This window comes from Streptomyces sp. NPDC001732 (genome assembly GCF_053596315.1).
Genome location: NZ_JBSFFY010000013.1, coordinates 1 through 26,976, shown reverse-complemented (window position 1 = coordinate 26,976; position 26,976 = coordinate 1). Strand labels below are relative to the sequence as shown.

Below are 26,976 nucleotides of genomic sequence, written 5' to 3'. Positions count from 1 at the left end.
GACAGGGGTGCAGCCGGATACACCACGCTCAGGGGGAGGGCCCCACTCCTGCCGCGGGCGGACCCCCGTAACGTGATGCGTCATGAGCACCACTTCCCTCCCGCTGACGATCGCCATCCGGCGTTCGTGGGATGCGTCGCGCTATCTGGCCATCGGGATTCCGGTAGCGCTGCTCGCATATGTGGGAACGTTCCTGGTGGTGGCGGCCCTGATGTTCGCCGTCGTGATCATCGGGTTGCCCGCCCTGCCCGAGGCCGCCAAAGTGCTGCGCCGGTTCGCGGAGTTCGAGCGCCGCAGGGCGGCCGCTCGGCTCGGTGTGCCGTTCACACCGACGCCGTATCCGCCGCTGGACGGCGGCGAACTCTCCGAGCGGGTCCGGCGCGTACTCACCGATCCGACGGTCTGGCGCGACGCGCTCTGGCTGCCGATCCAGGCGCTCATGGGCAATGCCGTCGGCTACCTCGCGATGGTGCTGTGGCCGGTCGGGCTCCTCGTCGACGGGGCCGCGCTGCCCGTCCTGCACCTGCTGGACCGGCGGGCCTTCGACGAGTACGGGACGCCGCTCCCCGTGCGCCGGGGCTGGGTGCTGCGCTGGCACTCCGTGCTCGCGGATCTGTCGGCGAGCTGGACCCGCTCCCTGCTCACCTCCTCGCCGTCCACCGCACTCGCCGACCGGATCGCCCAACTGACCGAGAGCCGGGCCGGTGCGGTCGAGGCGCACGGCGCCGAACTGCGCCGCATCGAACGGGATCTGCACGACGGGGCCCAGGCCAGGATCGTCGCCCTGTCGATGCGTATCGGCCTCGCCAAGCAGCTCCTCGACCGCGACCCGGCCGCCGCGCGCATCCGCCTCGACGAGGCACAGGACGGCGCGGAGGAGGCTCTCGCGGAACTGCGGCACGTGGTGCGCGGCATCCATCCACCCGTACTGACGGACCGCGGACTCGCGGGTGCGGTAAGGGCGTTGGCCGCCGATGCCGGCGTGCCCGTCACGGCAGAGCTCGCCGGTGTCGAGGACGGGCGACGGCTCCCCGCCGCGATCGAGGCCGCTGCCTACTTCGTCATAGCCGAGGCCCTCACCAACATCAGCAAACACAGCGGCGCCACGGCCGCGACCGTACGCATCGACCGGCCCCCCGGCACCCTGCGGGTGGCCATCGGCGACGATGGTCACGGCGGAGCGGACGAACGCGCCGGCAGCGGGCTGGTCGGAATCAGGCGAAGGATCGCCGCCCTCGACGGCACCACCCGCATCAACAGCCCCATCGGGGGGCCGACGGACATCGAAGTGGAGCTGCCGTGCGGATCGTGATCGCCGAGGACAACGCGTTGCTGCGGGAGGGCCTGATCCTGCTGCTCAGCACCTCGGGCCACGAAGTGGTGGCCGACGCGGCGACCGGGCCCGAGGTGCTGCCCGCGCTGCTGGAACACCGCCCGGACGCCGCTGTGCTCGATGTACGGCTCCCGCCCACCTTCCGCGACGAGGGGCTGCGTGCCGCGCTCGCCGCCCGCGCCCGGATGCCCGAACTGCCGATCCTGGTCCTCTCGCAGTACGTCGAGGAGACGTACGCCGCCGAGCTGCTCGCCCAGGGTGCCCAGGGCATCGGCTACCTGCTGAAGGACCGGGTGGGCCGGGTCGACCAGTTCCTCCAGGCGCTCGACCGGGTGGCGGGCGGCGGCACGGCGCTCGACCCCGAGGTCGTGACCCAGCTGCTGACCCGCAAGTCGTCGGCCGAACCCCTGCAGAGCCTCACTCCGCGCGAGCGCGAGGTCCTGGAACTGATGGCGCAGGGCAAGGCGAACGGCAGCATCGCCACCGAACTGGTGGTGACGGAACGGGCCGTGAGCAAGCACATCGGCTCGATCTTCGCCAAGCTTGGCCTCGAACCGGACGACGGCACGGTGCACCGGCGGGTGCTTGCGGTGCTCGCGTACCTGGAGGGCAAGGGCACGCGCTGACGCGTGTCTGCGCCGGGTTGACGGGCGTACTCGTCCGGCCGGGCCGGCTGCGTACGTTCCGGCCGGGGCCGGGGCCGGGGTGACCACCGGCACCTCGGACGGCGGTGCCGGAGCTCAGGGCTGCGAGGGCTGGAGCAGATCCCAGCGGTTGCCGTACAGGTCCTCGAAGACAGCCACCGAACCGTATGCCTCGTGCCGCGGCGCCTCCAGGAACCGCACACCGGCGGCCAGCATCCGTGCGTGGTCGCCCGCGAAGTCCTCGGTGTGAAGGAAGAAGCCGACCCGCCCGCCCGTCTGGGCACCGACGCATCCCCGCTGCACCTCGTCCTTGGCACGGGCCAGCAGCAGCCCGGTCCCCTCCGTGCCGCGCGGCCGCACGACCACCCAGCGCGAGCCGTCGCCCCGGTCGGTGTCCTCCACCAGCTCGAAGCCGAGGGCGTTCGTGTAGAAGGAGACGGCTTCGTCGTAGTCGCGGACGACCAGGGTGACCAGGGCGATGTGCGGCATGAGGTTCCTCGTGCGGGGGGCGGGTCGTGGGCCCGCGAGTCAGTACGTCATACGTAACACTACCCGTCTCTGCGGGAACTGCGCCCGATCCGCCACCGTGACGCCCTTCGGCCACGCACCAGGACAATGCACCCCATGGACATCAGCGACCTCACCGAGCTGACGGCCCGCGCCCTGCGCCTCGCCGCCCCCGGCCACCGCCGCATCCTCGGCATCGCGGGACCGCCCGGAGCCGGGAAGTCGACCCTGGCCGCACAGCTCGTCGAGGCCCTCGAAGGACTCGCCGTCCTCGTGCCCATGGACGGCTTCCACCTCGCCCAGGCCGAGCTGGAACGGCTCGGCCGCGCCGGGCGCAAGGGAGCCCCCGACACCTTCGACGTCGCCGGGTACGCGGCCCTGCTCCGCCGCCTGCGCCTCCCGGAACCTGGAACCACCGTGTACGCCCCCGCCTTCGACCGCACCCTGGAGGAGCCGATCGCCGGAGCCGTGCCCGTACCCCCGGACATTCCGCTGGTCGTCACCGAGGGCAATTACCTCCTGCACGACGAAGGGGCCTGGGCGCCCGTGCACGGGCTGCTGGACGAGGCGTGGTTCCTGGACGTCGAACCGGACCTGCGGGTGCGCAGGCTCGTCGACCGGCATGTGCGGTTCGGCAAGCCCCGGACATACGCGGAGCGCTGGGTGGCCGACTCCGACGAACCGAACGCACGCCTGGTCGAACGGGGCCGCTCCCGCGCCGCCCTCGTCGTACGGCCGCGCCCGGAATCCTGACCCCCCTCGCGTGGACGGTCGCGCACGGGCAGGATGCTGTGTGCCGTGTCGCGTCGCCAGGAGGTCCGCATGTCCAGCCCGAACCAGCCCGTACCGTTCACCGCCGACGACTACCGGGCCCGTATGACGCGGGCGGCCGATGCCGCCGCCGAGGCCGGGCTCGCGGGGGTGCTGGTCGCACCCGGCCCCGACCTCGTGCACCTCACCGGCTACCGGCCCGTGAACACCGAACGCCTCACCGTCCTCGTCCTCACGCCCGGCCGGGACCCGGTGCTCGTCGTCCCGACGCTGGAGGCCCCGGACGCCGAGAGCGCCGTCGGCGCACCGGCCCTCACCCTCCGGGACTGGACCGACGGCAAGGACCCGTACGCCGTCACCGCCCCGCTGCTCGACGGCCGGGGCCGGTTCGGGGTCAGCGACAACACCTGGGCGATGCATCTGCTCGGGCTGCAGCGGGCGCTGCCGGACACCTCGTACGTCTCCCTCACCGAGGCCCTGCCGATGCTGCGCGCGGTGAAGGACGCCCCCGAGCTGGAGCGGCTCGCCGCCGCCGGGGCCGCCGCGGACGCCACGTACGGCGAGATCCTCAAGGTGCGGTTCTCGGGCCGCAAGGAGACCGACATCGCCGCCGAACTGGCCGATCTGCTCAAGCGGTTCGGGCACTCCCAGGTCGACTTCACCGTCGTGGGCTCGGGGCCGAACGGCGCCAACCCGCACCACGAGGCGGGCGACCGCACCATCGAGCACGGCGACATGGTCGTGCTCGACTTCGGCGGCCTCAAGCACGGCTACGGCTCCGACACCTCCCGCACCGTCCACGTCGGCGAACCCACGGCCGAGGAGCAGCGGGTCCACGACATCGTGCGGGAGGCGCAGGAGGCGGGATGCAACGCGGTCCGGCCGGGCGTCGCCTGCCAGGAGGTCGACCGGGCGGCCCGCGCCGTCATCACCGAGTTCGGCTACGGCGAACGCTTCATCCACCGCACCGGCCACGGCATCGGCGTCACCACCCACGAACCGCCGTACATGATCGAGGGCGAGGAACGGCCGCTGGTGCCCGGGATGTGCTTCTCCGTGGAGCCCGGAATCTATCTGCCGGGCCGGTTCGGGGTCCGCATCGAGGACATCGTGACCGTGACCGAGGACGGCGGCCGCCGCCTCAACACCACCGAGCGCGACATGGCGATCGTCGAGTAGCCGAGTGGCCGAGTGGCCGGGCGCGGGGCGGGGGTGCGGGCCGGGGTCCGTTTCCCGGGCCCGTGACCCGGCCGGATCAGTCGTCCGCCAGTACGACGCACGACTCCGACGGCAGATGCAGCAGCCCGTCGCGGCCCGGTGCCGCCACCGGCTCCCAGGCCGCCACCACCCTGCCCGCCCCGCCCCGCCGCCGGCCGTCGCCCAGCGGGATCGTGGCCGGCTCCCCGGCGAGATTGACCGCGACGCGCAGATCGCCCCGCCGGTACGCCAGCCAGCGCGCCCGCTCGTCGTACGCGGTGCGCACCGAGGCCAGGTCCGGATCGGAGAGGTCGGGCAGGGTGCGGCGCAGCGCGATCAGCTCGCGGTACCAGGCGTGCAGCCGGGCGTGCGGTTCCCTCGCGGGCTCGTCCCAGTCCAGGCAGGAACGGTTCCGGGTGGCCGGGTCCTGCGGGTCCGGCACCTCGTCCGCCGCCCAGCCGTGCGCCGCGAACTCCCGCCGCCTGCCGTTGCGGACGGCCTCGGCGAGGGCCGGATCGGTGTGGTCGGTGAAGAACTGCCAGGGGGTCCGGGCGCCCCACTCCTCGCCCATGAACAGCATCGGAGTGAAGGGACCGGTCAGCACGAGCGCCGCGGCGCAGGCCAGCAGACCGGGGGAGAGCGTGGCGGAGAGCCGGTCGCCCAGGGCCCGGTTGCCGATCTGGTCATGGGTCTGGGCGTAGCCGACGAACCGGTGGGCCGGGGTGTTGACGAGGTCGACGGGACGGCCGTGGGTCCGGCCGCGGAAGCCGGAGTACGTCCCGTTGTGGAAGAACACGCTCGTCACGGTCTTGGCGACGGCGGCCAGCGGGGCGACGGCGAAGTCCGCGTAGTAGCCCTGGGACTCACCGGTGAGCGCGGTGTGCAGCGCGTGGTGGAAGTCGTCGTTCCACTGGGCGTGCAGGCCGAGGCCGCCGGATTCGCGCGGGGTCGTCGTCCGCGGGTCGCAGAGGTCGGACTCGGCGATCAGCGAGAGCGGGCGGCCGAGCTCGGCCGCCAGCGCGTCCGTCGCCGCGGACAGCTCCTCCAGGAAGGTCAGCGCCCGCCCGTCGGCCAGGGCGTGGACCGCGTCCAGCCGCAGCCCGTCGAGCCGGTAGTCCCGCAGCCAGGCGAGGGCGCTGCCCAGCAGATACGCCCGCACCTCGTCCGACCCGGGGGCGTCGAGGTTGACCGCCGCGCCCCACGGGGTGTGACGGGTCTCGGTGAAGTACGGGCCGAAGGCGGGCAGATGGTTGCCGGACGGGCCGAGATGGTTGTGGACCACGTCCAGCACGACCGCGAGCCCGAGACCGTGCGCGGCGTCGACGAAGCGCTTGAGCCCCTCCGGCCCGCCGTACGGCTCGTGCACCGCCCAGAGCGACACGCCCTCGTACCCCCATCCGTGGGTGCCGGGGAACGGGCAGACCGGCATCAGCGACACATGGGTGATCCCCAGCTCGGCGAGGTGCCCGAGCCGCTCGGCCGCGGCGTCGAAGGTGCCCTCGGCGGTGTACGTACCGATGTGCAGCTCGTACAGCACGGCGCCCGGCAGCCCCCGGCCCGCCCAGCCGTCGCGCCACTGGAACAGGGAGTGGTCGACGACGGCGCTCTCGCCGTCCGGCCCGTCCGGCTGGCGGCGCGAACGCGGATCGGGAAGCACCCGCCCGGTGCCCCCGGCCCCGGTTCCGTCGCCCCCGGCCCCGTTCAGCACGAAGCCGTAGCGGTCCCCGTCCGACGCCTCCGCCTCGGCCGTCCACCACCCGGCCCGCGCGGCGTCCCGCTCCATCGCCCGCGACTCACCCGCCAGCCGCAGCCCGACCGAGTCCGCATCCGGTGCCCACACCTCGAACAGCATGCAACGCTCCTCGTCTTGTCGCCGTCCCCGCGTTCCGCGTCCCGAGCCGGGCCCGCGGCCGCGATCACCGGCCCACGACACTGGATCGAGCCCGTTACCGGCGGTTAAGGTCTGGTTCTGATCATTGCCCCGTCAGATTCCGCTCAATACGCACTCGCTCTTACGGCTGTGGAGGCCGAGATGAATGTGCCGCCGTTCCCGCCGGGTTTCCTCTGGGGAGCCTCCGCGTCCGCGTTCCAGACCGAGGGCGCGGTCGACACCGACGGGAAGGGGCCCTCGGGCTGGGACGCCTTCGCCGCCCAGCCCGGACGGATCAAGGACGGCACCGACACCACCCGCGGCACCGGCTTCCACCAGCACTACCGCGAGGACGTGGCCCTGCTGGCGGGCCTCGGCGCCGACGCCTTCCGGTTCTCCGTCAGCTGGCCGCGCGTGGTGCCCGGCGGCAGCGGACCGATCAACCCGCAGGGCCTCGACTTCTACGACCGCCTCGTCGACGAACTCTGCGCCCACGGCATCACCCCGGCCCCCACCCTCTACCACTGGGACACCCCGCTCCCGCTGGACGAGGAGGGCGGCTGGCTCAACCGGGACACCGCCTACCGTTTCGCCGAGTACGCCGGCATCGTCGCCGAACGCCTCGCCGACCGCGTACCGATGTGGATCACCATCAACGAACCGGCCGAGGTGACGCTGCTCGGCTACGCGCTCGGCGAGCACGCACCGGGCCGCGCCCTCCTCTTCGACGCCCTGCCCGCCGCCCACCACCAGCTCCTCGCCCACGGCCTGGCCGTGCGCGCCCTGCGCGGCGCGGGCGCGGACAACATCGGCGTCGCCGTCTCGCACACCCCCGTCTGGACCGCGGGGGACTCCGACGAGGACCGGCTGGGCGCGGAGCTGTACGACACGATCACCAACTGGATGTTCGCCGACCCGATCCTCACCGGCCGCTACCCCGACGAGAACATCGCCGCGCTGATGCCGGGCCCGGTCGAGGACGACCTGGCCACCATCTCCACCCGGCTCGACTGGTACGGCGTCAACTACTACAGCCCCACGCTCGTCGGCGCCCCCGTCGCGGACGCCCCGGAGGACTTCTCCGGCTTCCGGATGCCCGCCGAACTCCCCTTCGGCATCCGGGAGATAGAGGGCTACGAGAAGACCGACTTCGGCTGGCCCGTCGTGCCCGACGGCCTGCGCGAGACCCTCGTCCAGCTCCACGACCGCTTCGGCGACCGGCTCCCGCCGCTCTACATCACCGAGAACGGCTGCGCCGTCGACGAGCCCGCCGCGGACACCCGCCGCATCGCCTACCTGGAGGGGCACCTGCGGGCCCTGCGCTCGGCCATCGACGCGGGCGTCGACGTGCGCGGCTACTTCACCTGGTCGCTCACCGACAACGTCGAATGGATCGAGGGCGCCAGCAAGCGGTTCGGCCTGGTCCACATCGACTACGAGACGCTGCGCCGGACCCCCAAGGACTCGTACGCCTGGTACCGCGACCTGATCCACGCACAGAAGGCGGCCGGCCCGGCACACTGACCCGGGCCGGCGTACCGGCCGGTGCCCGGGAACGGGGGCCGGGGCCTTACGAACGGCCCCGGAATGATCAATACTTCGCGCCATGGTCGCTTCCTGGTGGTCCCGGGCCGGACTGGGCATCCTCGTGCACTGGACGCCCGCCTCCGTGCCGGGCTGGGCCCCGCCGCACGTCCCGGTGGACGAGCTCCCCCTGGCGGGGCGTCGCGCGCCGCTCGGCTGGACGTCGCGCGCCGAGTGGTACGAGAACGCGCTCCGCTTCCCCGGCAGCCCCGTCTCGGCCCACCACCGCGCGACCTACGGCACCCGCCCGTACGCCGCGTTCGGGGGCGACTTCAACGACGCCCTGCACGCCTGGGACCCCACCGAATGGGCCCGCGCCTTCCGGGCGGCGGGGGCCCGTTATGCGGTGCTCGTCGTCAAGCACCACGACGGCTTCTGCCTCTGGCCCTCCGCGATCCGCAACCCGCACCGGGGCGGCTGGCACACCCGGCGCGACGTGGCCGGCGAATTCGCCGAAGCGGTCCGGGCCGAGGGAATGCGCTTCGGCGTCCACTACTGCGGCGGACTCGACCGGACCTTCGACGGCCGTCCCGTCGCCAGGAGGGCCGACCTCGTCCGGGCGGTCCCGCGCGGCGGCTACCCCGACTACGCGGGCGCCCAGCTGCGCGAACTGATCCGCCGTTACCGCCCGGACGTCCTGCGCAACGACCTCGCCTGGCCCGGCACCCGAGCCGACGTCCGACACCTCGTCGGGTACTACCGGTTCACCGTCCCGCACGGCGTCGTCGACCGCCCGGTACCGGCCCCGCCGATACGCCACGCACTGCGGCTCCCCGGCGCCGGGACGCTGTACGACCGGTGGGCGCGCCGCGCCGACGCCCGGGACGGGGGACGCGCCGCGCACGGGCCCGGGGACCACGGCCTCCGCACCACGGAGCCCACCCGGCGCACCGCCCCCGGCGCCCGCACCGGCCCGTACGAGATCACCCGCGGCATCGGCCCAGGCGCCGGTTACAACCGCGCCGCGCCGCCCGAGGCACATCTCGGCCGGGAGGAACTGGAGAGGCTGGTCCGGGGCACGGCCGCCGACGGCGACAACCTGCTGCTCACGGTGGGCCCGCGCGGCGAGGACGCTGCGATCCCGGCCGAACAGCGGCTCCGCCTGGACTGGCTGGCGGAGCACTCCCGGCACTCCCGGGTCGCCGTGACGGCGGGGGAGTGATCCGGGGCGCCCTTCCGCCCGGACGGCACGGGGCCGCGGCCGGCCTCAGTCCCAGACCATGTCGAAGGAGCGCTCGAAGTTCACGTATCCGAGGCGGGCGAAGGACTTCGCCATCGGGACGTTGCCGAGGTCGGTGGAGGCCCGGATGCGCACCACGTCGTCCCGCGCGGCCAGCACCCGGGTCCCCTCGGCGAGGATGTCGTCGATGTAGCCGTGGCCGCGCCGTGCGGGCAGCACCCCGATGTAGGCGATGATCGGGTTGTAGTCGTTGCGCGCCGGGATCACGAACCCGACCGGTTCACCGTCCGGGAGTTCGGCGATGCGCCACCACTCCCGCGGGGTCGTGTACCCCGCCAGCTCCTCGTCGTAGTGCTTCTCGGCCGCCTCGCGGGCGCTGAGCCCGGACGCCAGGTCGGCCCGTCCGTGGGCGTCGAGGGTGCCCTCCATCACCGGGGCCATCAGCGCGAGGAGGTCCTCGCGCCCCTCGACCGGGCGGAACCGCAGCCTCCCGCTGTCGGCCGGGACCGGCGTACCCGCACGCCACTCCAGGCGCAGCCGCTCGACCAGCAGCCGGGCCCCGGAACGCTCCATCACCCGCATCCGGGCCTCGACCGCCTCGCGCACCGCCGCGTCCTCGCGCCAGTCCGGCGGGACGAACCGCCCGTACTCGGGCCGCTTCGCCCCGGCCGGGACGACCGCCGCCGTCGCCGTCTCCAGCAGCCGCAGGCCCACCTCGCCGCGTTCGGGCTCCGGCAGGGTGTCGTCGAGGTCGAAGCAGTCGAGCAGCAGGGGGACGTCACCGTCCCGGCTCCACCACGCGAGCCGCGCCACCACACGGTCGCCGTACAGCGCCACCCACATCCACCCGGGGCGGCGGCGCCCGCTCTCCAGGTCGTCGGCGAGCTCGTGGTCGAGCACGTACGAGAGCCGCCGGAAGAGTCCGAGTTCCTGCGGACCGGCGAGCGGGCGTACGGTCAGTTCCTGCGGAGCATGGGGCACACGGTCTCCTCGAAGGGCGTGAAGGACCGCCAGGCGGATGCCCGGCGGCGCGCGGCGGCAGACCCTAGCAACCCGGTCCCGGGTTCCGCGCGGGAATTCCGGTGCGGCTCTTCCCGGTTGCGGTACCCGTGCGCCGCGCGCGGGCCGGGACGGGGGAGCGGGACCGTTCTGGACACTCCGGGGCGGTCGGACCGACAATTGGTTCCGTGACGTCTTCCTTCGAGTCCCACACGTATCCCGTGCGGCTGTCCGACGCCCAGCGCGACCGTGTTCTCGGCGTACTCAGAGACGGCGCCGCACAGGGCAGGCTGTCCCACGACACCTTCATGCGGCGCATGGAACTGGCCCTCACCGCCCGGCGCCCCGAGGACCTGGAGTCGCTCACCGCCGACCTGGAGGGCGAAGGCCGCTGGTCGCGGCGGATCCTCCGGATGGTGGGCGGGGTGTCCGGCTTCCCCGGCCGGGTGCGACGCGTCTGGCAGACCGAACGGCTCCCGAAGCTCCTGCTGCCCGCCCCGAGCCCGCACCCCCTGCTCATCGGCCGCGATCCGGGCAACGGCCTGCGGCTCAACCACGAGACCGTCTCCCGGCTCCACGCGGAACTCACCGTGCGGGACGGCCGGTGGCTGCTGCGCGACCTCGGCTCGACCAACGGCACCTGCGTCAACGGACAGCGGGTCACCGGCACGGTCCCGGTCCGCGAGGGGGACCAGGTGAGCTTCGGGCAGATGAGCTTCCGCCTCTCCGCGCCCGTCGTCGGCCCCCCGGCCTGAGGCCCTTCGGCGTCCCCGCTCCCCGCCGACGGCCCCGTGACCACCCGGACGGCCGTACTCCGAATGCGCCGCAACCGGGTCGATGGTCCCCTGGGTGGAACCGCGCCGCACACCGGCGCCCTGAGCCCCGGGGGTCCGGATGCAGGCCGACGCGCCGCAAGACATATCTCTCCCGGCCCCCGGCCGCACACCGCGCGGACCCCGCACCGCCCCCAGCCTGCTCGCCCCCGGAGCGGCGCACGACCCGCACCGGCTGTACCGCGTCCTGCGCGAGGAACACCCGCTCGTCTACGACGCACCCCTGGGCGCCTGGCTGATCAGCCGGTACGCGGACGTGGCCGCCGCCCTCACCGACCCCCGCTTCACCGGCTTCCCGCACGACGCCGCGCCCGGCGGCGGCCCCGCGCCCCTCGGGCTCTGCCACGGCAGCCCCCAGTGCACCCCCGGCCGGCGGCCCGGCCCCACGGCCCCGCCGCGCCACACGGCCGAGCGCGTCGAGCGGACCGCATACGTGCTGGCGCGCCGCATCGCCGGACGCCGGAACGTCGATCTCGTCACGGAGTTCTGCCGTTGGCTGCCCGCCGGCGCCGCACCGGGACCGGGCGCCCGCCCGTACCTTCCCCGGACGCCCCGTACGGCGACGGGCCCCGCCGCCACGCCCTGCACCCGGCACACCGGCCTGCGCGAGACGGCGCTCGCCTCCTTCCTGGCCAACCTGCTGGACGCCCCCGATCTGCTGGCCGCCCTGGGCACCGAACCCGCCCTGGCCGAGCGGGCCTGGACGGAGACGCTGCGCCGCGACCCGCCCGTCCAGGTCGTGCTGCGCCGCACCGTCACCGAAGTGACCCTCAGCGGCGGCACACTGCCCGCCGGGGCCCCCGTCGCCTGCCTGACCGGCTCGGCGGGCCGCGACCCCGAACGGTTCGCCGCACCCGACCGCTTCGACCCCTTCCGCCGCGACCAGGGCCGCTCCCTCACCGGCCCCGCGGACTGCCCCGCAGTCCTGCTCGGCCGACTGGAGGCCCGGCAGGGCGTGCGCGCACTGCTCGACGCCATGCCGAGGCTCCGCTGGGCGGACGGCTTCCGTCCCGTCGTCAGCGGCCTGCTCACCCGCGGCCCGCGAAGCCTCGTCGTCAGGCCCGGCTGAGCAGCGCCACCGGGGTCGCGCGCGGACGGCTTCCGCCCTGTGGTCAGCGGCCTGCTCGCCCGCGGCCCGCGAAGCCTCGTCGTCAGGCCCGGCCGAGCAGTGCCACCGGCCGGTCGGCGAACAGCTCGGCGAGTGCGACCGACGCCCCGGTGAACTTCCGGCCCGGCGTCAGCAGATCGGTCCACGGCCCGTCGTCCGGCAGCACCAGCTCCGTGCCGCGCCAGCCCCCCGACTCGGCCAGCCGCAACGACAGCCTGGTCACCGCGGTGACCGCCGCGCCCCCGCGGCAGAACGCCAGACAGTGCGCGGCCGCGGGCCCCCGCGCGTCCAGCGGGGCGTACGCGCCCGACGGGCCGAACACCTCCGGCCGTTCGCGCCGCAGCCGCAACGCCGCCGCGGTCAGGCCGCTCTTCTCGTCGGCCGGGCCGCCGTCGGACGGGGCCCGGAAGGGCCGCCGGTTGTCCGGGTCGACCAGTGCCACGTACTCCCGCTCCGTGCCCTGGTACAGATCCGGCACGCCCGGCATCGTGAGGTGCACCAGCGCCGCCCCCAGCACATTGGCCCGCACGTACGGGGCGAGCGTGGCCGAGAACCGGTCCAGGAGCTCGCGCACCGCACCGGCAGCGGCGGCCGGACCGGCCGCCACGAAGTCGGTCACCGCCCGCTCGTAGCCCGGATCGGGTTCGGTCCAGCCGGTGTGGAGCCCCGCTTCGCGGACCGCCTTCAGCAGCGCCGGTTCCAGCCGGCCCGCCGCCTCGCCGGCCGGCAGCTTCGCGCAGCCCACCGCGGTCTGCCAGGCCTGCCAGGCGAACTGCGCGTCGGGAGCGGCGGCGGGAACCGCCCGCCCCACCTCCGTGAGCAGCCCGGACCACTTCTCCGGGCACTCCGTCAGCACCGCGATCCGGGCCCGGACATCGGCGCTCCGCTTGGTGTCGTGGGTGGTCAGCACCGTGCCGCCGGCCGACCGGTCGGCCACCGAGCGGGCACAGAAGGCATGGAACTCCTCCGGCGCCACCCCGGGCCGCCCCGGATTCCCGCCCACCTCGTTCGCCGAGATCAGCGGCAGATACCGGTAGAACGCGGCGTCCTCGACCGACTTGGCGCGCAGCGCGGACGCGGTCTGGGCGAACCGGGTGCAGAACGCCTCCCGCTCCGGCCCCGCCCCCAGCCGCCCCAGCGCCAGCTCCCGCACCACGTCGACGGCCGACGCCTCCTCCGGGACGGAGAACGTCGCCCTCGCGTCCCGTACGGCCGATTCCGGAAGCGTCGCCGCGGCCTCCTGCGAACAGACCCCGCCGGCCGTCACGTACGGGCGGTAGACGGGCATGCGCACGAGCAGTTCGCACACGGCGGCGTGCAGGGTCCACGGGGCGTGGTCGCGCAGCGCCGGGTCGGCGGCGCAGACCCGCACGGCGAGCCGGGTCAGCAGCTCCGTCTCCGCGGCCAGTTCGTGCGTCACCACCCCGTACGCGGCCCGGCGGACGGTCGACGTCCAGTCACCGCCGAGATCGCCCGCGGGCCCGGCGTACTCCCGGTAGCGGCCGACCAGCTCCGCCGCGCCCATCGGGTCGACGAACAGGCCGTCGATCCGGTGCAGCGCGTCGTACCCGGTCGTCCCCGCGACGGCCCAGTCGGCGGGCAGCCGCTCGGCGGGGCCGAGGATCTTCTCCACCACCGTCCACCGCCCGCCGGTCGCCGCCGCGAGCCGGGCCAGATAGGCCGCCGGATCGGCGAGCCCGTCGGGGTGGTCCACGCGCAGTCCGTCGACGACCCCGTCCCGGACCAGTTCGAGGATCTTGGCGTGGGTGGCGGCGAAGACCTCGGGGTCCTCCACCCGCACCCCGATGAGGTCCGAGATCGTGAAGAACCGCCGGTAGTTCAGCTCGGTACGGGCCAGCCGCCACCAGGCGAGCCGGTAGTGCTGGGCGTCCAGCAGTTCGGGCAGCGGCAGACCGGCGGTGCCGGCCCGCAGCGGGAACTCCTGCTCGCCGTGGCGCAGCACGTCCCCGTCGACCCGGAACCCGTCCGTCTCGTCGCCGATCCGCCCGGCGAGCACCGGCAGCAGCACCTTGCCGCCGCCCGCCGCCCAGTCGATGTCGAACCAGCGGGCGTACGGGGATTCGGGGCCCTCGCGCAGCACCTCCCGCAGGGCGTGGTTGTGGCGGGGGTGGGCGGCCATGTGGTTCGGCACGATGTCCAGGACCAGCCCGAGACCGTGCGCCCGCGCCGTGCGGGCCAGCTCCCGCAGCCCCTCCTCGCCCCCGAGTTCGGCACGCACCCGGCTGTGGTCGACGACGTCGTAGCCGTGCCGGGAGCCCGGCACGGCCTCCAGCACGGGGGACAGATGGAGGTGGGAGACACCGAGTCCGGCGAGGTACGGCACGGCACGTCCCGCTGCCGAGAACGGGAAGTCGGGCTGGAGCTGGAGGCGGTAGGTGGCGGTGGGCGTCATGCGGACGTTCGTACCCGGCCGGACGGCTTCTGTGTCACCGAACGCCGCAAAGGGCTCGACCGGCGGTGTCCCGGTGGCGGGACGGCCCGGCCGCCCGGCCCCGGCAGCCCCGGTCCCGGCCCCGGCAGCCCCGGTCCCGGCCAGGCGGGACTTTCGAAACACGCCCCAGGTGTCACGCGGGCCGCTGCAGCACCGCCATGCTCCGCCCGACCAGCGTCACCCGATCGCCCGCCGCCACCTTCGGACCCGAGCCGGGCAGCACCCCGACCGGGCGGGCCGTGTCGACGACCACCAGCCACTGCCGGCCGTGATTGACCGGGACGGAGAACTCCAGTGTCTCGGCACTCGCGTTGAACATCAGCAGGAACGAGTCGTCGGAGATCCGCTCGCCGCGCGGCCCCGGCTCCGAGATCGCGTGCCCGTTCAGGAAGACCGTCAACGCCTTGGCGTGCGCGGCCTGCCAGTCCCGCTGCGTCATCTCGTGGCCCTCCGGCGTGAACCACGCGATGTCCGAGAGCTCGTCGTGCGTGCCCTCCACCGGACGGCCGTGGAAGAACCGGCGGCGCCGGAAGACCGGGTGGTCGCGGCGCAGCCACACCATCGCCCGGGTGAACTCCAGCAGACTGCTGCCCGCCGTGCTCCCCCCGCCCCCCTCCGTCCCGTCCGCGCCGTCCCGTGCCGTGTCCGCCGGGTCGGGCCAGTGCACCCACGACAGCTCGTTGTCCTGGCAGTAGGCGTTGTTGTTGCCCCGCTGCGTCCGCGCGAACTCGTCGCCGTGGCTCAGCATCGGCACGCCCTGCGACAGCATCAGCGTGGCGACGAAGTTCCGCATCTGCCGCATCCGCAGGTCCAGCACCTCCGGCCGGTCCGTCTCGCCCTCGACCCCGCAGTTCCAGGACCGGTTGTGGCTCTCGCCGTCCCGGTTGCCCTCCCCGTTCGCCTCGTTGTGCTTGTCGTTGTACGAGACCAGGTCGTGCAGGGTGAACCCGTCGTGGCAGGTGGCGAAGTTGATGGAGGCGAGCGGGCGCCGCCCGTCGTCCTGGTACAGGTCCGACGAGCCGGTCAGCCGGCCGGCGAACTCGGCGAGGGTCCTCGGCTCGCCCCGCCACAGGTCCCGCACCGTGTCCCGGTACTTGCCGTTCCACTCGGTCCACAGCGGCGGGAAGTTCCCCACCTGGTAGCCACCCTCGCCCACGTCCCACGGCTCGGCGATCAGCTTCACCTGGCTGACCACCGGGTCCTGCTGCACCAGGTCGAAGAACGACGACAGCCGGTCCACCTCGTGGAACTGCCGGGCCAGGGTCGCCGCCAGGTCGAAGCGGAAACCGTCCACGTGCATGTCCGTGACCCAGTACCGCAGCGAGTCCATGATCAGCTGGAGCACGTGCGGCGACCGCATCAGCAGGGAGTTCCCGGTCCCGGTGGTGTCCATGTAGTACCGCTGGTCGTCCGCCAGCCGGTAGTACGAGGCGTTGTCCAGCCCCCGGAAGGAGAGCGTCGGGCCCAGGTGGTTGCCCTCGGCGGTGTGGTTGTAGACCACGTCGAGGATCACCTCGATGCCGGCCTGGTGCAGGGCCCGTACGGCCTGCTTGAACTCCAGCACCTGCTCGCCCCGGTCGCCCCAGGAGGCGTACGCGTTGTGCGGGGCGAAGAAACCGATGGTGTTGTAGCCCCAGTAGTTGGCCAGCCCGGCGTCGGCCAGCCGGTGGTCCTGGACGAACTGGTGCACCGGCATCAGCTCGATGGCCGTGACCCCCAGCTCCGTCAGATGGGCGATCACCTCCGGATGGGCCAGCCCCGCGTAGGTGCCGCGCAGTTCCTTCGGCAGCCCCGGATGGAGCATCGTCAGACCCTTCACATGGGCCTCGTAGATCACCGTGCGGTGGTAGTCCGTACGGGGCCGCCGGTCGTCCCCCCAGTCGAAGTACGGGTTGACCACCACCGAGGTCATGGTGTGCGGCGCCGAGTCGAGGTCGTTGCGCGCGTCGGGCCGGCCGAACGGGTAGCCGTACACCTCCTCGCCCCACCGGATCTGCCCGGCGACCGCACGGGCGTACGGATCGAGCAGCAGTTTCGCCGAATTGCACCGCACGCCACGCTGCGGTTCGTACGGCCCGTGGACCCGGAACCCGTATCGCTGACCGGGCATCACCCCGGGCAGATAGGCATGACGGACGAAGGCATCGGTCTCCCTGAGCTCCACCGCCGTCTCGGAACCGTCGTCGTGCAGCAGACACAACTCGATTCGGTGGGCGGCCTCCGAGAAGACCGCGAAATTGGTCCCGGCGCCGTCGTACGTGGCGCCGAGGGGGTACGCCTGTCCCGGCCAGACCTGCATGGATTCGACTCTTCCCCTTCTGATCCGGGGGTTTGGGGCTTTCGGGCTGTTTGTGTCAGATCTTTCCCGAAATCTTCCCCGAAAGAAGTGCGGCTGCCTAGGACGTCGCGCGGTCCGGTCAACATCGGGCCCCTTTGTGTCGCCCGGAACCGCGATGCGCACCCGGCCGGATCGCGCACCCGGTGCGGAGGGCGACAAGGGGGCACAATCACTATGAATCCCCTCACTGCGGCAGATCTTGCCGTCGAGAACCGGCCCGCACCGGTGGGGAGTTGGTGAAGCAGCATGCGCATCGGGCTGCACCGGCTCCCGCTCGCGGAGTACCCTTCCTTGATCGTTGGTGGGGGAGTGGAAGGCGGTGCGTGGGTGAGCTCGGGAGGGATCGAGCTGCCCCCGGGTGACACAGGTCACGAGGGGGACTCCGGCGACGTCCCGCCAGGGGCGGTATCACTTGCACGGCCCATGGAGATCGGCGCGGAACTGGACTGGGGCGCGGACGCCTGGAGCGAGGTGCGCACGCGCGCCCAGCGGGCCGGACGCGCCTACATCTGGCTCAACCTGGTGGAACAGCGGCTGCGCGCGGTGGTCGCCGCCGTGCTCCGGCCCATCTACGAACCGGTCCACGGCGAGGACTGGGTGGTGGCCGCCGCGGGCCCCGCCGGGCAGGAATGGGTGCAGCGCGCCGTCGCCGTACGGGAGGTCTCCCGCCGCAAGGGCTATCTGCTGGACCCCGCCGACGACAACGTCCTCAGCTTCCTCACCCTGCCGCAGCTGCGCGAACTGATGGTCCAGCACTGGCCGTGCTTCGAGCCGTACTTCGACGACCGGCGCGAGGTGGAGCTGGCGCTCGACGAACTGGAGGTCGCCCGCAATGTGGTCTCCCGCAACCGCGCCCTGAACAAGGCGGTCCTCGCCCAGGCCGAGCGGGCCTCCGCCCGGCTCCTGGAGATCCTGGGCAGCGGCGCCGCGGTGCCGTCGGCCGACCGGCTCCCGGTCGACGCCGTCGAGGAACTGGTCGGCGACCGGTACGCGGACGTGGTCTCCGTCCACGCCGACCGGGTGCGGCTCCAGCGCCAGCTGCCGGCCGAGGACCTCTTCGGCGGTTCGCGCCGGCTGGACGCGATCGGCATCGGCCTCAACCTGCTGGTGCAGAACTTCTCCGGCCGCAGGCTGATCCGGCTCGCCGAGTCGGGCTGCCGGGTGCGGCTGCTCTTCATCAACCCGGCCAGCAGTGCGGTCAAGCGCCGCGAGCGGGAGCTGGGGCTCAAGAAGGGCGAGCTGAGCCGGTCGGTGGAGATGAACATCCTCCACATGCGCCGGGTCCGCTCCAAGCTCCGCGACCCGGGCGCCTTCGAGATCCACGTCTTCGACGAGACACCGCGCTTCACGGCCTATCTGGTGGACGGCGACGGAACGGACGCGGTCGGGGTCGTGCAGCCCTATCTGAGGCGCGCACGAGGCATGGAGGCGCCCGTACTGGTGCTGCGCGGCGGCGGGCGCGCCGTGGTCCGGGCGGGGCAGGCCAGCGAGCACGGACTGTTCGAGACGTACCGCGAGGAGTTCGAGTCCGTGTGGACGGACTCCCGGCCCGTCTCCTGAGGGGCCGGGTCCGCGTTGTCAGTGGTGCGTGCGAGGGTGGACACACCTGGGGGAGAGCACCACGAAGGAGGTACGGGATGAGCTGGCACCGGGAGGCGCTGGTCGGCTTCGACCTGGAGACGACGGGTACGGAGCCGCTGGAGGCCCGGATCGTCACGGCGGCGGTCGTCGGTGTCGACGGCCGGGACGGGGAGCCGGTGCGGCAGCGCACCTGGCTGGCGGATCCGGGTGTTCCGATTCCCGGACCTGCCTCCGCGATCCACGGCATCAGCAGCGAACGGGCGGCGGCGGAGGGCCGGCCGGCGCGCGAGGTGGCCGACGAGATCGCCGGGACGCTCACGGAGTACTGGCGCCGCGGCGTGCCGGTCGTGGCGTACAACGCGGCCTTCGACCTGACCCTGCTCACGGCGGAGCTGCGGCGCCACGGACTGCCGTCGCTGAGCGACCGGCTCGACGGGGCGGGCATCGGCCCGGTCGTCGACCCGTACACCATCGACCGGGCCGTCGACCGCTACCGCAAGGGCAAGCGCAACCTCGAAGCGGTCTGCGTCGAGTACGGCGTGGTGCACGGCGGCGCCCATGACGCGGGGGCGGACGCACTGGCCGCGGTCCGGGTGGCGTACGCGATAGCCGAACGGCACGCCTCGGTGGCCGGACTGACCGCCGCCGAGCTGCACGAGCGCCAGGTGGAGTGGTACGCGCAGTGGGCGGCGGACTTCCAGCAGTTCCTGCGCCGCAAGGGCACGGCGGACGCGGTGGTCGACGGCCACTGGCCCCTGCGGGAACCGGCCGGCATCCCGGGGTAGACGTCCCCGGCCGGGCGTCCGAGGCGGGCGGTCACGCCTCGCGGACGGTGCTCAGAACGGGTACCACCGCACCGCCGGGTCGCCGTCCCGCAGTGACGCCACCCGGCGGCGGAATTCCGCGAGTGCCCGCGGGTTGGACGGGGCGTGCTGGGACACCCACGCGCAGCTGGCCGTCTCCCGCGCCCCGCGCAGCACCGCGCAGCCGTCCCAATCACGGACGTCCCAGCCGTACGCGGCGGTGAAGGCGTCGTACGCCTCGGGAGCCAGGCCGTACCGGTCCCGGGACAGTGCCAGTACGACCAGGTCGTGCTCGCGCAGATCGGCGGAGAAGGTCTCCAGATCGACCAGCACCGGCCCGTTTGGACCGACGTGGACATTACGGGGAAGGGCGTCCCCGTGGATCGGCCCCGGCGGCAGATGGGGCACCAGCGCCGCCGCGGCCGCCGCGAAGCCGTCGCGCCGCTCGCGCAGATAGTCGGCGTCGGCCGGGTCGATGGCGTCACCGGCGAGCCGCAGCCAGCGCTCGACCCCGCCCAGCAGTTCGCGGCGCGGCAGAAAGAGCCCGTCCGGGGTGGGCAGCGCGTGCACCAGGGCGAGCAGTCCGGCCAGATCCCGCGGCTCGGCGGGGCGCACGGCCTCGGGAAGCCGGTGCCAGAGCGTCACCGGGTGGCCCTCGACCAGACGCGCCCCGGGCTCGGCGGCGCGCACGGCCGGCACCCCCGAGGCGGCCAGCCACCGGGCGACGGCCACCTCGCGTTCGGCCCGGTCCCGCAGTTCCGGGTGCCGCACGGCGTCCCGGCCGACCTTGACCACCAGGTCGCCGTCGGCGAACACCGCGTTCTCGCCCAGCGCGAGCAGCTCCGCCCCGCCGGACAGCCCGGCAGCGGCCAACACCTCGCGCGCACGCATTTCGTTCATGGATCCGATTTTCGCATCCGTGCAGGTCTGCTTGACGAACCGACGGGCCGTCAGCACGATGACGGGGGCCACCTGAGCGGCCAGAACGGTATGAAACCGATCGAATGACGCAAGGGGGCGATTTCATGACATTGGCAAATGCAACCGTACATACCCGGAAGAAGAGCCCACCCGGTGGCCCGCCCGGCAGACGGTCCCGGCCGGTCAACCGGAACGCCGGAGCCTGGTTCCTGGTGCTGCCCGCGCTGATCCCGATCCTGATCCTCAGCGTCGGCCCCCTCCTCTACGGCATCGCGCTGGCCTTCACCGACGCCCAGTCCGGCCGCACCCGCTCCACCCAGTGGGTGGGCGGACTCAACTTCCAGGACCTGCTCCACGACACCCTCTTCTGGGACTCGTTCCGGATCGGGCTGCTGTGGGCGGTCGGCGTCACCGTCCCGCAGTTCGTCCTGGCCCTCGGCCTCGCCCTGCTGCTCAACCAGAAGCTGCGGCTGCGCTGGCTGGCGCGGGCCCTGGCGATCGTCCCGTGGGCGATGCCCGAGGTGGTCGTCGGCATCATGTGGCGCCTCGTCTACAACCCCGACGCGGGCGTCCTCAACGAGACCATCCGCGACCTCGGCCTCGGCGACGGCCGGGACTGGCTCACCGGACTCGCCACCGCCCTGCCCGCCGTGATCGTCGTGGGCGTCTGGGCCGGCATGCCCCAGACCACCGTCGCCCTGCTCGCCGGACTGCAGAACACCCCGCACGAACTCCACGAGGCGGCGGCCCTGGACGGGGCCGGTGCCTGGCGCCGGTTCAGGACCGTCACCTGGCCGGTGCTCAGACCGGTCGCGCTCGCCATCACCGCGCTCAACTTCATCTGGAACTTCAACTCCTTCGCCCTGGTCTACGTGCTGACCAACGGCGGGCCCGGCGGCCGCACCCGGCTGCCGATGCTCTTCGCCTACGAAGAGGCCTTCCACTACGGACAGTTCGGATACGCCGCCGCCATGGGCTGCGTGATGGTCGCGGTGATCTCCGTGATCCTCGCGGTGTACCTGGCCGGCCGGATCGGGGGAGGCGAGGACCGATGAGCCTGCACACCAGCGGACCAGCACGCGCCGGACAGTACCTCGCACTCCTCGGGTACCTCGTCTTCCTGGCGTTCCCGTTCCTGTGGCTGATCTCCACCGCCTTCAAACCGGCACGCGAACTGGGCTCCCTGCACCCCACCTGGATCCCCGAGAACCCGACGCTCGACAACTTCCGCAAGGCGTTCGACGAACAGCCGCTGCTGCAGGCCGCCGCCAATTCCCTGCTCGCCGCGCTCTGCGCCGCGTTCCTCGCGGTCCTCGTCGCCACCCCCATGGCCTATGTGATGGCCCGGCACCGCTCCAGGCTCTCGACGGCCGCCACCGGATGGGTCGTGATCAGTCAGGCGTTCCCGATCGTCCTGATGATCATTCCGCTCTTCCTGATCCTGAAGAACCTCCATCTGATCAACACCCTGTGGGGGCTGATCATGGTGTACGTCGTCTGGGCCCTGCCGTTCGCGCTCTGGATGCTGGTCGGATACGTACGGGCCGTGCCCGTCGAACTGGAGGAGGCCGCCTCGGTGGACGGCGCCGGCCGGCTGCGCACGCTCGCCTCGGTCACCGCCCCCCTGCTGGCCCCCGGCATCGTCGCCACCGCGCTCTTCGCCTTCGTCACCGCGTGGAACGAGCTCTTCCTCGCGCTCGTCCTGCTCAAGACGCCGGAGAAACAGACCCTTCCGGTCGTGCTGACCCACTTCATCGGGGCGGAGGGAGCGGCCGACCTCGGACCGCTGGCCGCCGCCGCGTTCCTCGCCACCCTGCCCTCACTGGTGATCTTCGCGATCATCCAACGGCGGATCACGGGCGGCATGACGGCCGGGGCGGTGAAGAGCTGATGCGCGCATCCCTGACGAGGACGGTGGCCGCCGCGGCCGCGGCGCTGGCCCTGCTGCTCACCGGCTGCGCCGGACCGGACGACGGCGGGGACGGCAACGGAAGGATCGAGCTCACCTTCCAGTCCCTGGCCTGGCAGAAGGAATCCGTCGACGCCAACAGACAACTGGTGAAGGAGTGGAACGAGACCCACCCGGACATCCGCGTCAGCTACGTCCAGGGCAGCTGGGACACCGTCCACGACCAACTGCTCACCTCCTTCGAGGGCGACGAGGCGCCGGACGTCATCCACGACGCCTCCGACGACCTCGCCGACTTCGCGTACGGCGGCTATCTCGCCGATCTGCGCGGGCTCCTCCCCGACCGGCTGACCGCCGACATCCCCCGGGAGAGCTGGCGGACCACCACCTTCGGCGACGGCGTCTACGGGGTGCCGTTCCTCCAGGAACCCCGGGTCCTGATCGCCAACACCAAGCTCCTGAAGGAATCGGGGGTCCGCATCCCGACCCCCGAACACCCGTGGAGCTGGGACGAGTTCAGGCAGGTCACCGAGGAGCTGACGGGGGAGGGCAGACACGGCGTCGCCTGGCCGCTCAAGGAACCGGTCTCCGTCACGCTGAACCTCGGCCTCTCCGGCGGCGGCAGGCTCTTCCACCGGGGTACCGACGGCAGGGTGACCATCCGCGCGGACGAGGGCGACCAGATCGTCCCCGGCACCATCCACGACCAGGTCAACACCGACCACAGCGCCTCGCGCACCGCACTCGGCATGGGGGGCTCCGACACCCTTCCCGGGTTCTTCGGCGGCAAGTACGCGATGGTCCCGCTGGGGTTCTCGTACCGTCAGCAGGTCGTCGAGCAGGCGCCCGAGGGCTTCGACTGGACGGTCCTGCCGGCTCCCGCGGGCAGTGGGGGACTCGCCCAGGGGGTGAGCCCGCAGACCCTCTCCGTCTCGGAGGCCAGCCCGCACAAGAAGGCGGCCGCGCAGTTCATCGACTTCCTGCTCCGGCCGCCGAACATGGTGCGCCTGGCCAAGGGCGACTGGATGCTCCCGACCGGCACCGCGGCACTCGCGGACCCGTCCCTGCACACCGCCGAGAACGGCTGGGCGACCGGTGTCGCCGTCGCGAAGGAACTGCGCCCGGCCCCGGCCCAGTCGGTGCGCGGCTACCCGGAATGGAAGGACAAGGTCGCCACCCCCGCCCTCCAGGAGTACTACAGCGGTGCGATCGGGGCCGAGGAGCTGAGGAAACGTCTGGTCGACGACGGGAACCGGGTCCTGGCCCGCTACCAGCGCTGAGCCGCCGCCCCCCGCCCGGCACGACGGCGCAAGGCCGCCCTCCGGCGGTCCCGTCGCCGTGCCGGGCAAACCTCCGCCGGTCCCACGGAGGTGTGCCAGGACCTTCCGGTTCAATGGTCCAATCGGTTTTTCCGGTGGCCGGACCCCGGATTACCGACCGGTACGTTTTCTTGGTTCCGTCACCCGTCGTTTCCGGTGGTCGTCCAGAAATCAAGAGTCCGGATCAGAGCATTTTCCGATGTCGGCGATTCAGACATTCGGGAGGTTGAATTCGGCTCTTCAGGCACTTGTGTGCACGTGTCGACAGGAGTATGGCGATCGGATGCGCCCACATCGTTTGCGCCGGTCGGAGCTGTCGGAAGGGTGGGATGGATGCCCTCCCGGGCCGGGTTCACAAGTTCTCCGCCCCGTCCGGTCGTTCGCGGATTTTCCCGGCATTCGCTGCGAGTCGGACACGGCGCGAAAAGAAGTCATTGACAATTCCTTTCGCGCTGGGATTCACTCTTTTCGGCGGTGAACGGATCGGCAATTACCTGCCCAGGACGGGGGGTTGTCGTCGCGAACAGCCCAAGTCATGCCCCCGTGAATGTAAATTCAGAGTAAAGGATGGAGGCACTGTTATGAAGTTCCTTTTCTTGCTCAAGGACAAGCTGACTCCGGAGAAGAGCCTGAAGGCGTACGCCTGGTACCACTGGTACTGAACCGGCAGAACGGTCCGTCGTCACGAGGGACACGGTCGGCCGATTCGGGCCCGTGTCCGGCCAGGCCTCATCGGCCCGCCGGGCGCGGGCCCTTCCCGCTTCTTGGAGACCACCGATGCACACGTCCGGTACCGGCAGCCGCGCCCGGGAAGTCGTCTTCGCGCCGAGGCTCCAGGCGCTCCTGCGGGACCACCGGGGCGAGGAGGTCTTCCGTCTGGACCCCGGTACCGTCGGCGTGGCCGGGGCCGCCCTGACCGATCGGATCCTCGCCGCCAGGCCGGCCGCCGAGGACGAACGCCCCACGTTCAAGCCCCTGCACGGGCGGTCCATTCCGCGTACCGAGGCGTCGACGGTCATGCGGGCCATCGGCAAGGACGTGCGCACGGCGCTGAAGAGGCCCGTCGGGGCGGTCGACCTCTCCGGCGAGTGGCCGCACGTCGGCCATGTGTTCCTGCGCGACCTCGTCCTGGGCGACGACCCCTACCGGCTGCGCATCCTCATGGACCGCGCCCTGGAGCTGACGCCCAAACTCACCTGGACGGTCATCGCCACGGGGGCGGCGCTGCCCGGCCGGCTCCGCCCCGGCGCCCCCGTCTCCGCCATCGCGGGCCTGACCGCCGAGGCGGAGGGCTACGGCGACCGCCGCTACGCGATGGGGCTGTACCGACGGGCGGCTGCCCCGGTCTGCTTCACCGTCTCGACGCTCGTCGCCAACGCGCTCTGGCTCGGGGCGCCCTTCGACGACGACACCTCGAACCGGAACATCCTGTACGAGGCCATGCGGCTGCTGCCGCCGTCCTGGAACATCCTGCGGAAGGCGTCGCCGGAGTACCCCGCTCTCGACTCCCGCATCGGCGCGGCCGACGACGTCCTGATCCTGCCGCTGCTCAGTCATCGCGACCCCGCGCTCTGGGAGGACCCCGAGGAGTTCCGCCCCGAACGCTGGGACGACCTCGACCCCGAGGACCACCCCGGATACCTCCCCTTCGGGCACGCCTCGGAGCGCTGCTGGGGCCGGCACATGGTGATGCCGCTCGCCGAGATGCTGCTCGACCGGCTGCGCGCCGACGACCTGACGGTGAGTCCGGAACAGACCGTCGCGAAGGTGCCCCTCGCCGGGCTGATGGGCGTCTGCGAGGTCCGGGTCGTGAAGACCTGAGTCCGGGGCGTGAGGGCCCGGGTCCGCTTCATCACGTCGTGAGGGCTCTGTGAACATGGGGGGCGGATTCAAGCCGCCCCCGCCTTCACGAACGCCCTCCGGCGCACCCCGCCTTCCCGCCTGCGAAGCGGGCCGGTGGCGCCTGACGTGGGCGGCAAGTCCCGTGTGTGCGGCGGACGTTGCGGTGGTGCTGCCCGACTTGGGTGCGGCTGGCCGGTTTCTTATTACGAAAGTTTGTTGAGTAAGTCACAGCCGCATGAAGGTCTTGATCTGGGCGCGTCAATCGGTCAGGGTTTCGAGCCAGCCCCCGGAGATCTTCCGGCCGGGGGCCAATCCCCCCACAAAGAATGACGAGGAGATCCCTCTTCATGGCAATTCACAAGCGCGCACGCCGGATCAAGCTGACCGCAGCGATAACCGCGGTCGCCGCAGCGGCCGGTGTCACCCTGCTCAACACCTCGCTCGCCGGTGCCGCACCCGCTCCCAGGACGGGCGTCGTCTACGGCGCGGACGCGGCGAACGCCGTCTCCGGCAGCTTCATCGTCATGCTGAACGAGAAGGCCGACAAGGCGAAGCTCGCCAAGGAGTACGGCGGCAAGCTGAAGCGCAACTACAGCTCCGCCATCAACGGCTTCTCCGCCAGCGGCCTCTCGCTCGCCGAGGCCAAGCGCCTGGCGGCCGACCCGGCCGTCTCCAAGGTCGTCCAGAACAAGAAGTTCCACATCAGCGAGACCCAGGAGAACCCGCCGTCCTGGGGTCTGGACCGGATCGACCAGACCGAGACGGCCGGCGACAACGCGTACACCTACCCGGACAGCGCGGGCGAGGGCGTCACCGCGTACGTCATCGACACCGGTGTCCGCACCACGCACGAGGAGTTCGAGGGCCGGGCCAGCTCGGGCTACGACGCCGTGGACAACGACGACAGCGCCGACGACGGCAACGGCCACGGCACCCACGTGGCGGGCACCATCGCCGGTGCCACCTACGGTGTCGCCAAGAAGGCCAAGATCGTCGCCGTCCGCGTGCTCGACGACTCCGGCTCGGGCACCACCGAGCAGGTCGTCGCCGGCATCGACTGGGTCACCGAGAACCACGAGGGCCCCTCCGTCGCCAACATGAGCCTCGGCGGCGGCGCGGACGAGGCGCTCGACGCCGCGGTCCAGAAGGCCATCGCCTCCGGCGTCACCTTCGCGGTGGCCGCCGGCAACGAGTCCACCGACGCGAGCGGCAGCTCCCCGGCCCGTGTCCCGGAGGCCATCACGGTCGCCTCGTCCACGGTGGACGACGAGCAGTCGTCGTTCTCCAACTACGGCTCGATCGTGGACATCTACGCCCCGGGCTCGGACATCACCTCGTCCTGGAACGACAGCGACGACGCGTCCAACACCATCTCCGGTACGTCCATGGCGACCCCGCACGTCGTCGGTGCCGCCGCCGTCTACCTCGCCGGCCACCCGGACGCCACCCCGGACGAGGTCGCCACGGCGCTGACCGAGGGCGCCACCCCCGACGCGATCTCCAACGCGACCGAGGGCACGCCGAACAAGCTGCTGAAGGTCGTCGAGTAACCGACCCCGCAGCCGTGACCGGGTGAACGCCGTCCGGCACGACGGAACCGAAGGCCGCCGTGCCCTCCCCCACGGGGCGCGGCGGCCGCACGGCGCGAAGAGCTCGTCCTAAGGGCTGTCCCGTAATCCCTGGCGGGCGTGCGACGACAGCCACGGCACCTCGCCGCGTTGTCGGAACGCCCGAATACGTCCAGTATTCGGGCGTCCCTCCGCCTTGCGATGCACCGCGTCTGAC

At 72.4% G+C, this 26,976-nt stretch carries 22 protein-coding genes; 16 read left to right on the top strand and 6 right to left on the bottom strand.

Annotated features, from left to right (window positions below; translation table 11 throughout):
* Window positions 1–82 precede the first annotated feature (82 nt).
* Window positions 83–1,312 carry a sensor domain-containing protein gene (locus ACWCXX_RS15865; RefSeq protein WP_451127458.1) on the top strand — a complete coding sequence of 410 codons (1,230 nt, stop codon included), beginning with the start codon at window positions 83–85 and terminating at the stop codon, window positions 1,310–1,312.
* The gene (locus ACWCXX_RS15860) at window positions 1,300–1,959 is read left to right on the top strand and encodes a LuxR C-terminal-related transcriptional regulator (RefSeq protein WP_451127456.1); all 660 of its coding nucleotides are present in this window, start codon (window positions 1,300–1,302) and stop codon (window positions 1,957–1,959) included. The genes ACWCXX_RS15865 and ACWCXX_RS15860 overlap by 13 nt, the downstream gene beginning before the upstream one ends.
* A 114-nt stretch (window positions 1,960–2,073) precedes the next feature.
* Here ACWCXX_RS15860 and ACWCXX_RS15855 read toward each other — a convergent pair whose 3' ends face one another.
* Window positions 2,074–2,466: a VOC family protein gene (locus tag ACWCXX_RS15855; protein WP_451127454.1), complete on the bottom strand. Its 393-nt coding sequence runs from the start codon at window positions 2,464–2,466 to the stop codon at window positions 2,074–2,076.
* Between the two features lie 135 nt (window positions 2,467–2,601).
* Between ACWCXX_RS15855 and ACWCXX_RS15850 the strand changes: the two genes are divergently transcribed.
* Window positions 2,602–3,237 (top strand): nucleoside/nucleotide kinase family protein, encoded by a 636-nt coding sequence (locus ACWCXX_RS15850; protein ID WP_451127452.1) that lies wholly within the window; start codon window positions 2,602–2,604, stop codon window positions 3,235–3,237.
* Window positions 3,238–3,306: 69 nt separating this feature from the next.
* Window positions 3,307–4,434: an aminopeptidase P family protein gene (locus ACWCXX_RS15845; RefSeq protein WP_451127450.1), complete on the top strand. Its 1,128-nt coding sequence runs from the start codon at window positions 3,307–3,309 to the stop codon at window positions 4,432–4,434.
* A gap of 76 nt (window positions 4,435–4,510) precedes the next feature.
* Here the strand turns inward: ACWCXX_RS15845 and treZ are convergent, their stop codons facing one another.
* A complete protein-coding gene (gene treZ / locus ACWCXX_RS15840) occupies window positions 4,511–6,304 on the bottom strand; it encodes a malto-oligosyltrehalose trehalohydrolase (protein WP_451127448.1) in 1,794 nt (597 codons plus the stop codon).
* A 180-nt stretch (window positions 6,305–6,484) separates the two neighbouring features.
* Here treZ and ACWCXX_RS15835 point away from each other — a divergent pair, with 180 nt between their 5' ends.
* Together ACWCXX_RS15835 and ACWCXX_RS15830 are read left to right on the top strand one after the other, a co-directional pair.
* Window positions 6,485–7,846 carry a GH1 family beta-glucosidase gene (locus ACWCXX_RS15835; RefSeq protein ID WP_451127446.1) on the top strand — a complete coding sequence of 454 codons (1,362 nt, stop codon included), beginning with the start codon at window positions 6,485–6,487 and terminating at the stop codon, window positions 7,844–7,846.
* Between the two features lie 82 nt (window positions 7,847–7,928).
* Entirely contained in the window at window positions 7,929–9,068 is a 1,140-nt protein-coding gene (locus ACWCXX_RS15830; protein ID WP_451127444.1) for an alpha-L-fucosidase, read from the top strand.
* Between the two features lie 45 nt (window positions 9,069–9,113).
* Here the strand turns inward: ACWCXX_RS15830 and ACWCXX_RS15825 are convergent, their stop codons facing one another.
* The gene (locus ACWCXX_RS15825; RefSeq protein WP_451127442.1) at window positions 9,114–10,067 is read right to left on the bottom strand and encodes a GNAT family N-acetyltransferase; all 954 of its coding nucleotides are present in this window, start codon (window positions 10,065–10,067) and stop codon (window positions 9,114–9,116) included.
* Between the two features lie 206 nt (window positions 10,068–10,273).
* Here ACWCXX_RS15825 and ACWCXX_RS15820 point away from each other — a divergent pair, with 206 nt between their 5' ends.
* Window positions 10,274–10,840: a DUF1707 and FHA domain-containing protein gene (locus tag ACWCXX_RS15820; RefSeq protein WP_451127440.1), complete on the top strand. Its 567-nt coding sequence runs from the start codon at window positions 10,274–10,276 to the stop codon at window positions 10,838–10,840.
* 139 nt (window positions 10,841–10,979) lie between these two features.
* Window positions 10,980–11,987 carry a cytochrome P450 gene (locus tag ACWCXX_RS15815; RefSeq protein WP_451127438.1) on the top strand — a complete coding sequence of 336 codons (1,008 nt, stop codon included), beginning with the start codon at window positions 10,980–10,982 and terminating at the stop codon, window positions 11,985–11,987.
* 82 nt (window positions 11,988–12,069) lie between these two features.
* Here the strand turns inward: ACWCXX_RS15815 and treY are convergent, their stop codons facing one another.
* Both treY and glgX read right to left on the bottom strand, forming a co-directional pair.
* Window positions 12,070–14,439, bottom strand: coding sequence for a malto-oligosyltrehalose synthase (gene treY, locus ACWCXX_RS15810; RefSeq protein ID WP_451127436.1), 2,370 nt, complete (start codon window positions 14,437–14,439; stop codon window positions 12,070–12,072).
* Between the two features lie 172 nt (window positions 14,440–14,611).
* A complete protein-coding gene (gene glgX / locus ACWCXX_RS15805) occupies window positions 14,612–16,777 on the bottom strand; it encodes a glycogen debranching protein GlgX (protein WP_451127434.1) in 2,166 nt (721 codons plus the stop codon).
* Between the two features lie 366 nt (window positions 16,778–17,143).
* On the opposite strand from glgX, the gene ACWCXX_RS15800 reads away from it, so the two are divergent.
* Both ACWCXX_RS15800 and ACWCXX_RS15795 read left to right on the top strand, forming a co-directional pair.
* Complete coding sequence (locus ACWCXX_RS15800; RefSeq protein WP_451127432.1) at window positions 17,144–18,376, top strand: SAV2148 family HEPN domain-containing protein; 1,233 nt, start codon at window positions 17,144–17,146, stop codon at window positions 18,374–18,376.
* A 77-nt stretch (window positions 18,377–18,453) separates the two neighbouring features.
* Entirely contained in the window at window positions 18,454–19,182 is a 729-nt protein-coding gene (locus ACWCXX_RS15795; protein ID WP_451127430.1) for an exonuclease domain-containing protein, read from the top strand.
* 51 nt (window positions 19,183–19,233) lie between these two features.
* Here ACWCXX_RS15795 and ACWCXX_RS15790 read toward each other — a convergent pair whose 3' ends face one another.
* Window positions 19,234–20,100: a phosphotransferase enzyme family protein gene (locus ACWCXX_RS15790; protein ID WP_451127428.1), complete on the bottom strand. Its 867-nt coding sequence runs from the start codon at window positions 20,098–20,100 to the stop codon at window positions 19,234–19,236.
* Between the two features lie 125 nt (window positions 20,101–20,225).
* Here ACWCXX_RS15790 and ACWCXX_RS15785 point away from each other — a divergent pair, with 125 nt between their 5' ends.
* The 6 genes from ACWCXX_RS15785 (at window position 20,226) to ACWCXX_RS15760 (ending at window position 26,741) form a co-directional block, all read left to right on the top strand.
* Entirely contained in the window at window positions 20,226–21,176 is a 951-nt protein-coding gene (locus ACWCXX_RS15785; RefSeq protein WP_451127426.1) for a carbohydrate ABC transporter permease, read from the top strand.
* On the top strand, window positions 21,173–22,012 hold the full coding sequence (locus ACWCXX_RS15780; protein WP_451127424.1) for a carbohydrate ABC transporter permease: 840 nt from the start codon (window positions 21,173–21,175) through the stop codon (window positions 22,010–22,012). Before ACWCXX_RS15785 ends, ACWCXX_RS15780 begins: the two co-directional genes overlap by 4 nt.
* Window positions 22,012–23,310, top strand: coding sequence for an ABC transporter substrate-binding protein (locus tag ACWCXX_RS15775; protein WP_451127422.1), 1,299 nt, complete (start codon window positions 22,012–22,014; stop codon window positions 23,308–23,310). Before ACWCXX_RS15780 ends, ACWCXX_RS15775 begins: the two co-directional genes overlap by 1 nt.
* Before the next feature lie 311 nt (window positions 23,311–23,621).
* Window positions 23,622–24,011 carry a tryptorubin family RiPP precursor gene (locus ACWCXX_RS15770; protein WP_451127420.1) on the top strand — a complete coding sequence of 130 codons (390 nt, stop codon included), beginning with the start codon at window positions 23,622–23,624 and terminating at the stop codon, window positions 24,009–24,011.
* Between the two features lie 115 nt (window positions 24,012–24,126).
* Window positions 24,127–25,170 (top strand): cytochrome P450, encoded by a 1,044-nt coding sequence (locus ACWCXX_RS15765; protein ID WP_451127418.1) that lies wholly within the window; start codon window positions 24,127–24,129, stop codon window positions 25,168–25,170.
* Window positions 25,171–25,538: 368 nt separating this feature from the next.
* Complete coding sequence (locus ACWCXX_RS15760) at window positions 25,539–26,741, top strand: S8 family serine peptidase (protein ID WP_451127416.1); 1,203 nt, start codon at window positions 25,539–25,541, stop codon at window positions 26,739–26,741.
* Window positions 26,742–26,976 lie beyond the last annotated feature (235 nt).

Coding starts and splice junctions, on each gene's coding strand:
- ACWCXX_RS15865 (WP_451127458.1), top strand. CDS start 83: ATGAGCACCACTTCCCTCCCGCTGACGATCGCCATCCGGCGTTCGTGG.
- treY (WP_451127436.1), bottom strand. CDS start 14,439: ATGACGCCCACCGCCACCTACCGCCTCCAGCTCCAGCCCGACTTCCCG.
- ACWCXX_RS15835 (WP_451127446.1), top strand. CDS start 6,485: ATGAATGTGCCGCCGTTCCCGCCGGGTTTCCTCTGGGGAGCCTCCGCG.
- ACWCXX_RS15815 (WP_451127438.1), top strand. CDS start 10,980: ATGCAGGCCGACGCGCCGCAAGACATATCTCTCCCGGCCCCCGGCCGC.
- ACWCXX_RS15850 (WP_451127452.1), top strand. CDS start 2,602: ATGGACATCAGCGACCTCACCGAGCTGACGGCCCGCGCCCTGCGCCTC.
- ACWCXX_RS15795 (WP_451127430.1), top strand. CDS start 18,454: ATGAGCTGGCACCGGGAGGCGCTGGTCGGCTTCGACCTGGAGACGACG.
- ACWCXX_RS15785 (WP_451127426.1), top strand. CDS start 20,226: ATGACATTGGCAAATGCAACCGTACATACCCGGAAGAAGAGCCCACCC.
- ACWCXX_RS15855 (WP_451127454.1), bottom strand. CDS start 2,466: ATGCCGCACATCGCCCTGGTCACCCTGGTCGTCCGCGACTACGACGAA.
- glgX (WP_451127434.1), bottom strand. CDS start 16,777: ATGCAGGTCTGGCCGGGACAGGCGTACCCCCTCGGCGCCACGTACGAC.
- ACWCXX_RS15770 (WP_451127420.1), top strand. CDS start 23,622: ATGGCGATCGGATGCGCCCACATCGTTTGCGCCGGTCGGAGCTGTCGG.
- ACWCXX_RS15830 (WP_451127444.1), top strand. CDS start 7,929: ATGGTCGCTTCCTGGTGGTCCCGGGCCGGACTGGGCATCCTCGTGCAC.
- ACWCXX_RS15760 (WP_451127416.1), top strand. CDS start 25,539: ATGGCAATTCACAAGCGCGCACGCCGGATCAAGCTGACCGCAGCGATA.
- ACWCXX_RS15775 (WP_451127422.1), top strand. CDS start 22,012: ATGCGCGCATCCCTGACGAGGACGGTGGCCGCCGCGGCCGCGGCGCTG.
- ACWCXX_RS15765 (WP_451127418.1), top strand. CDS start 24,127: ATGCACACGTCCGGTACCGGCAGCCGCGCCCGGGAAGTCGTCTTCGCG.
- ACWCXX_RS15780 (WP_451127424.1), top strand. CDS start 21,173: ATGAGCCTGCACACCAGCGGACCAGCACGCGCCGGACAGTACCTCGCA.
- ACWCXX_RS15790 (WP_451127428.1), bottom strand. CDS start 20,100: ATGAACGAAATGCGTGCGCGCGAGGTGTTGGCCGCTGCCGGGCTGTCC.
- treZ (WP_451127448.1), bottom strand. CDS start 6,304: ATGCTGTTCGAGGTGTGGGCACCGGATGCGGACTCGGTCGGGCTGCGG.
- ACWCXX_RS15845 (WP_451127450.1), top strand. CDS start 3,307: ATGTCCAGCCCGAACCAGCCCGTACCGTTCACCGCCGACGACTACCGG.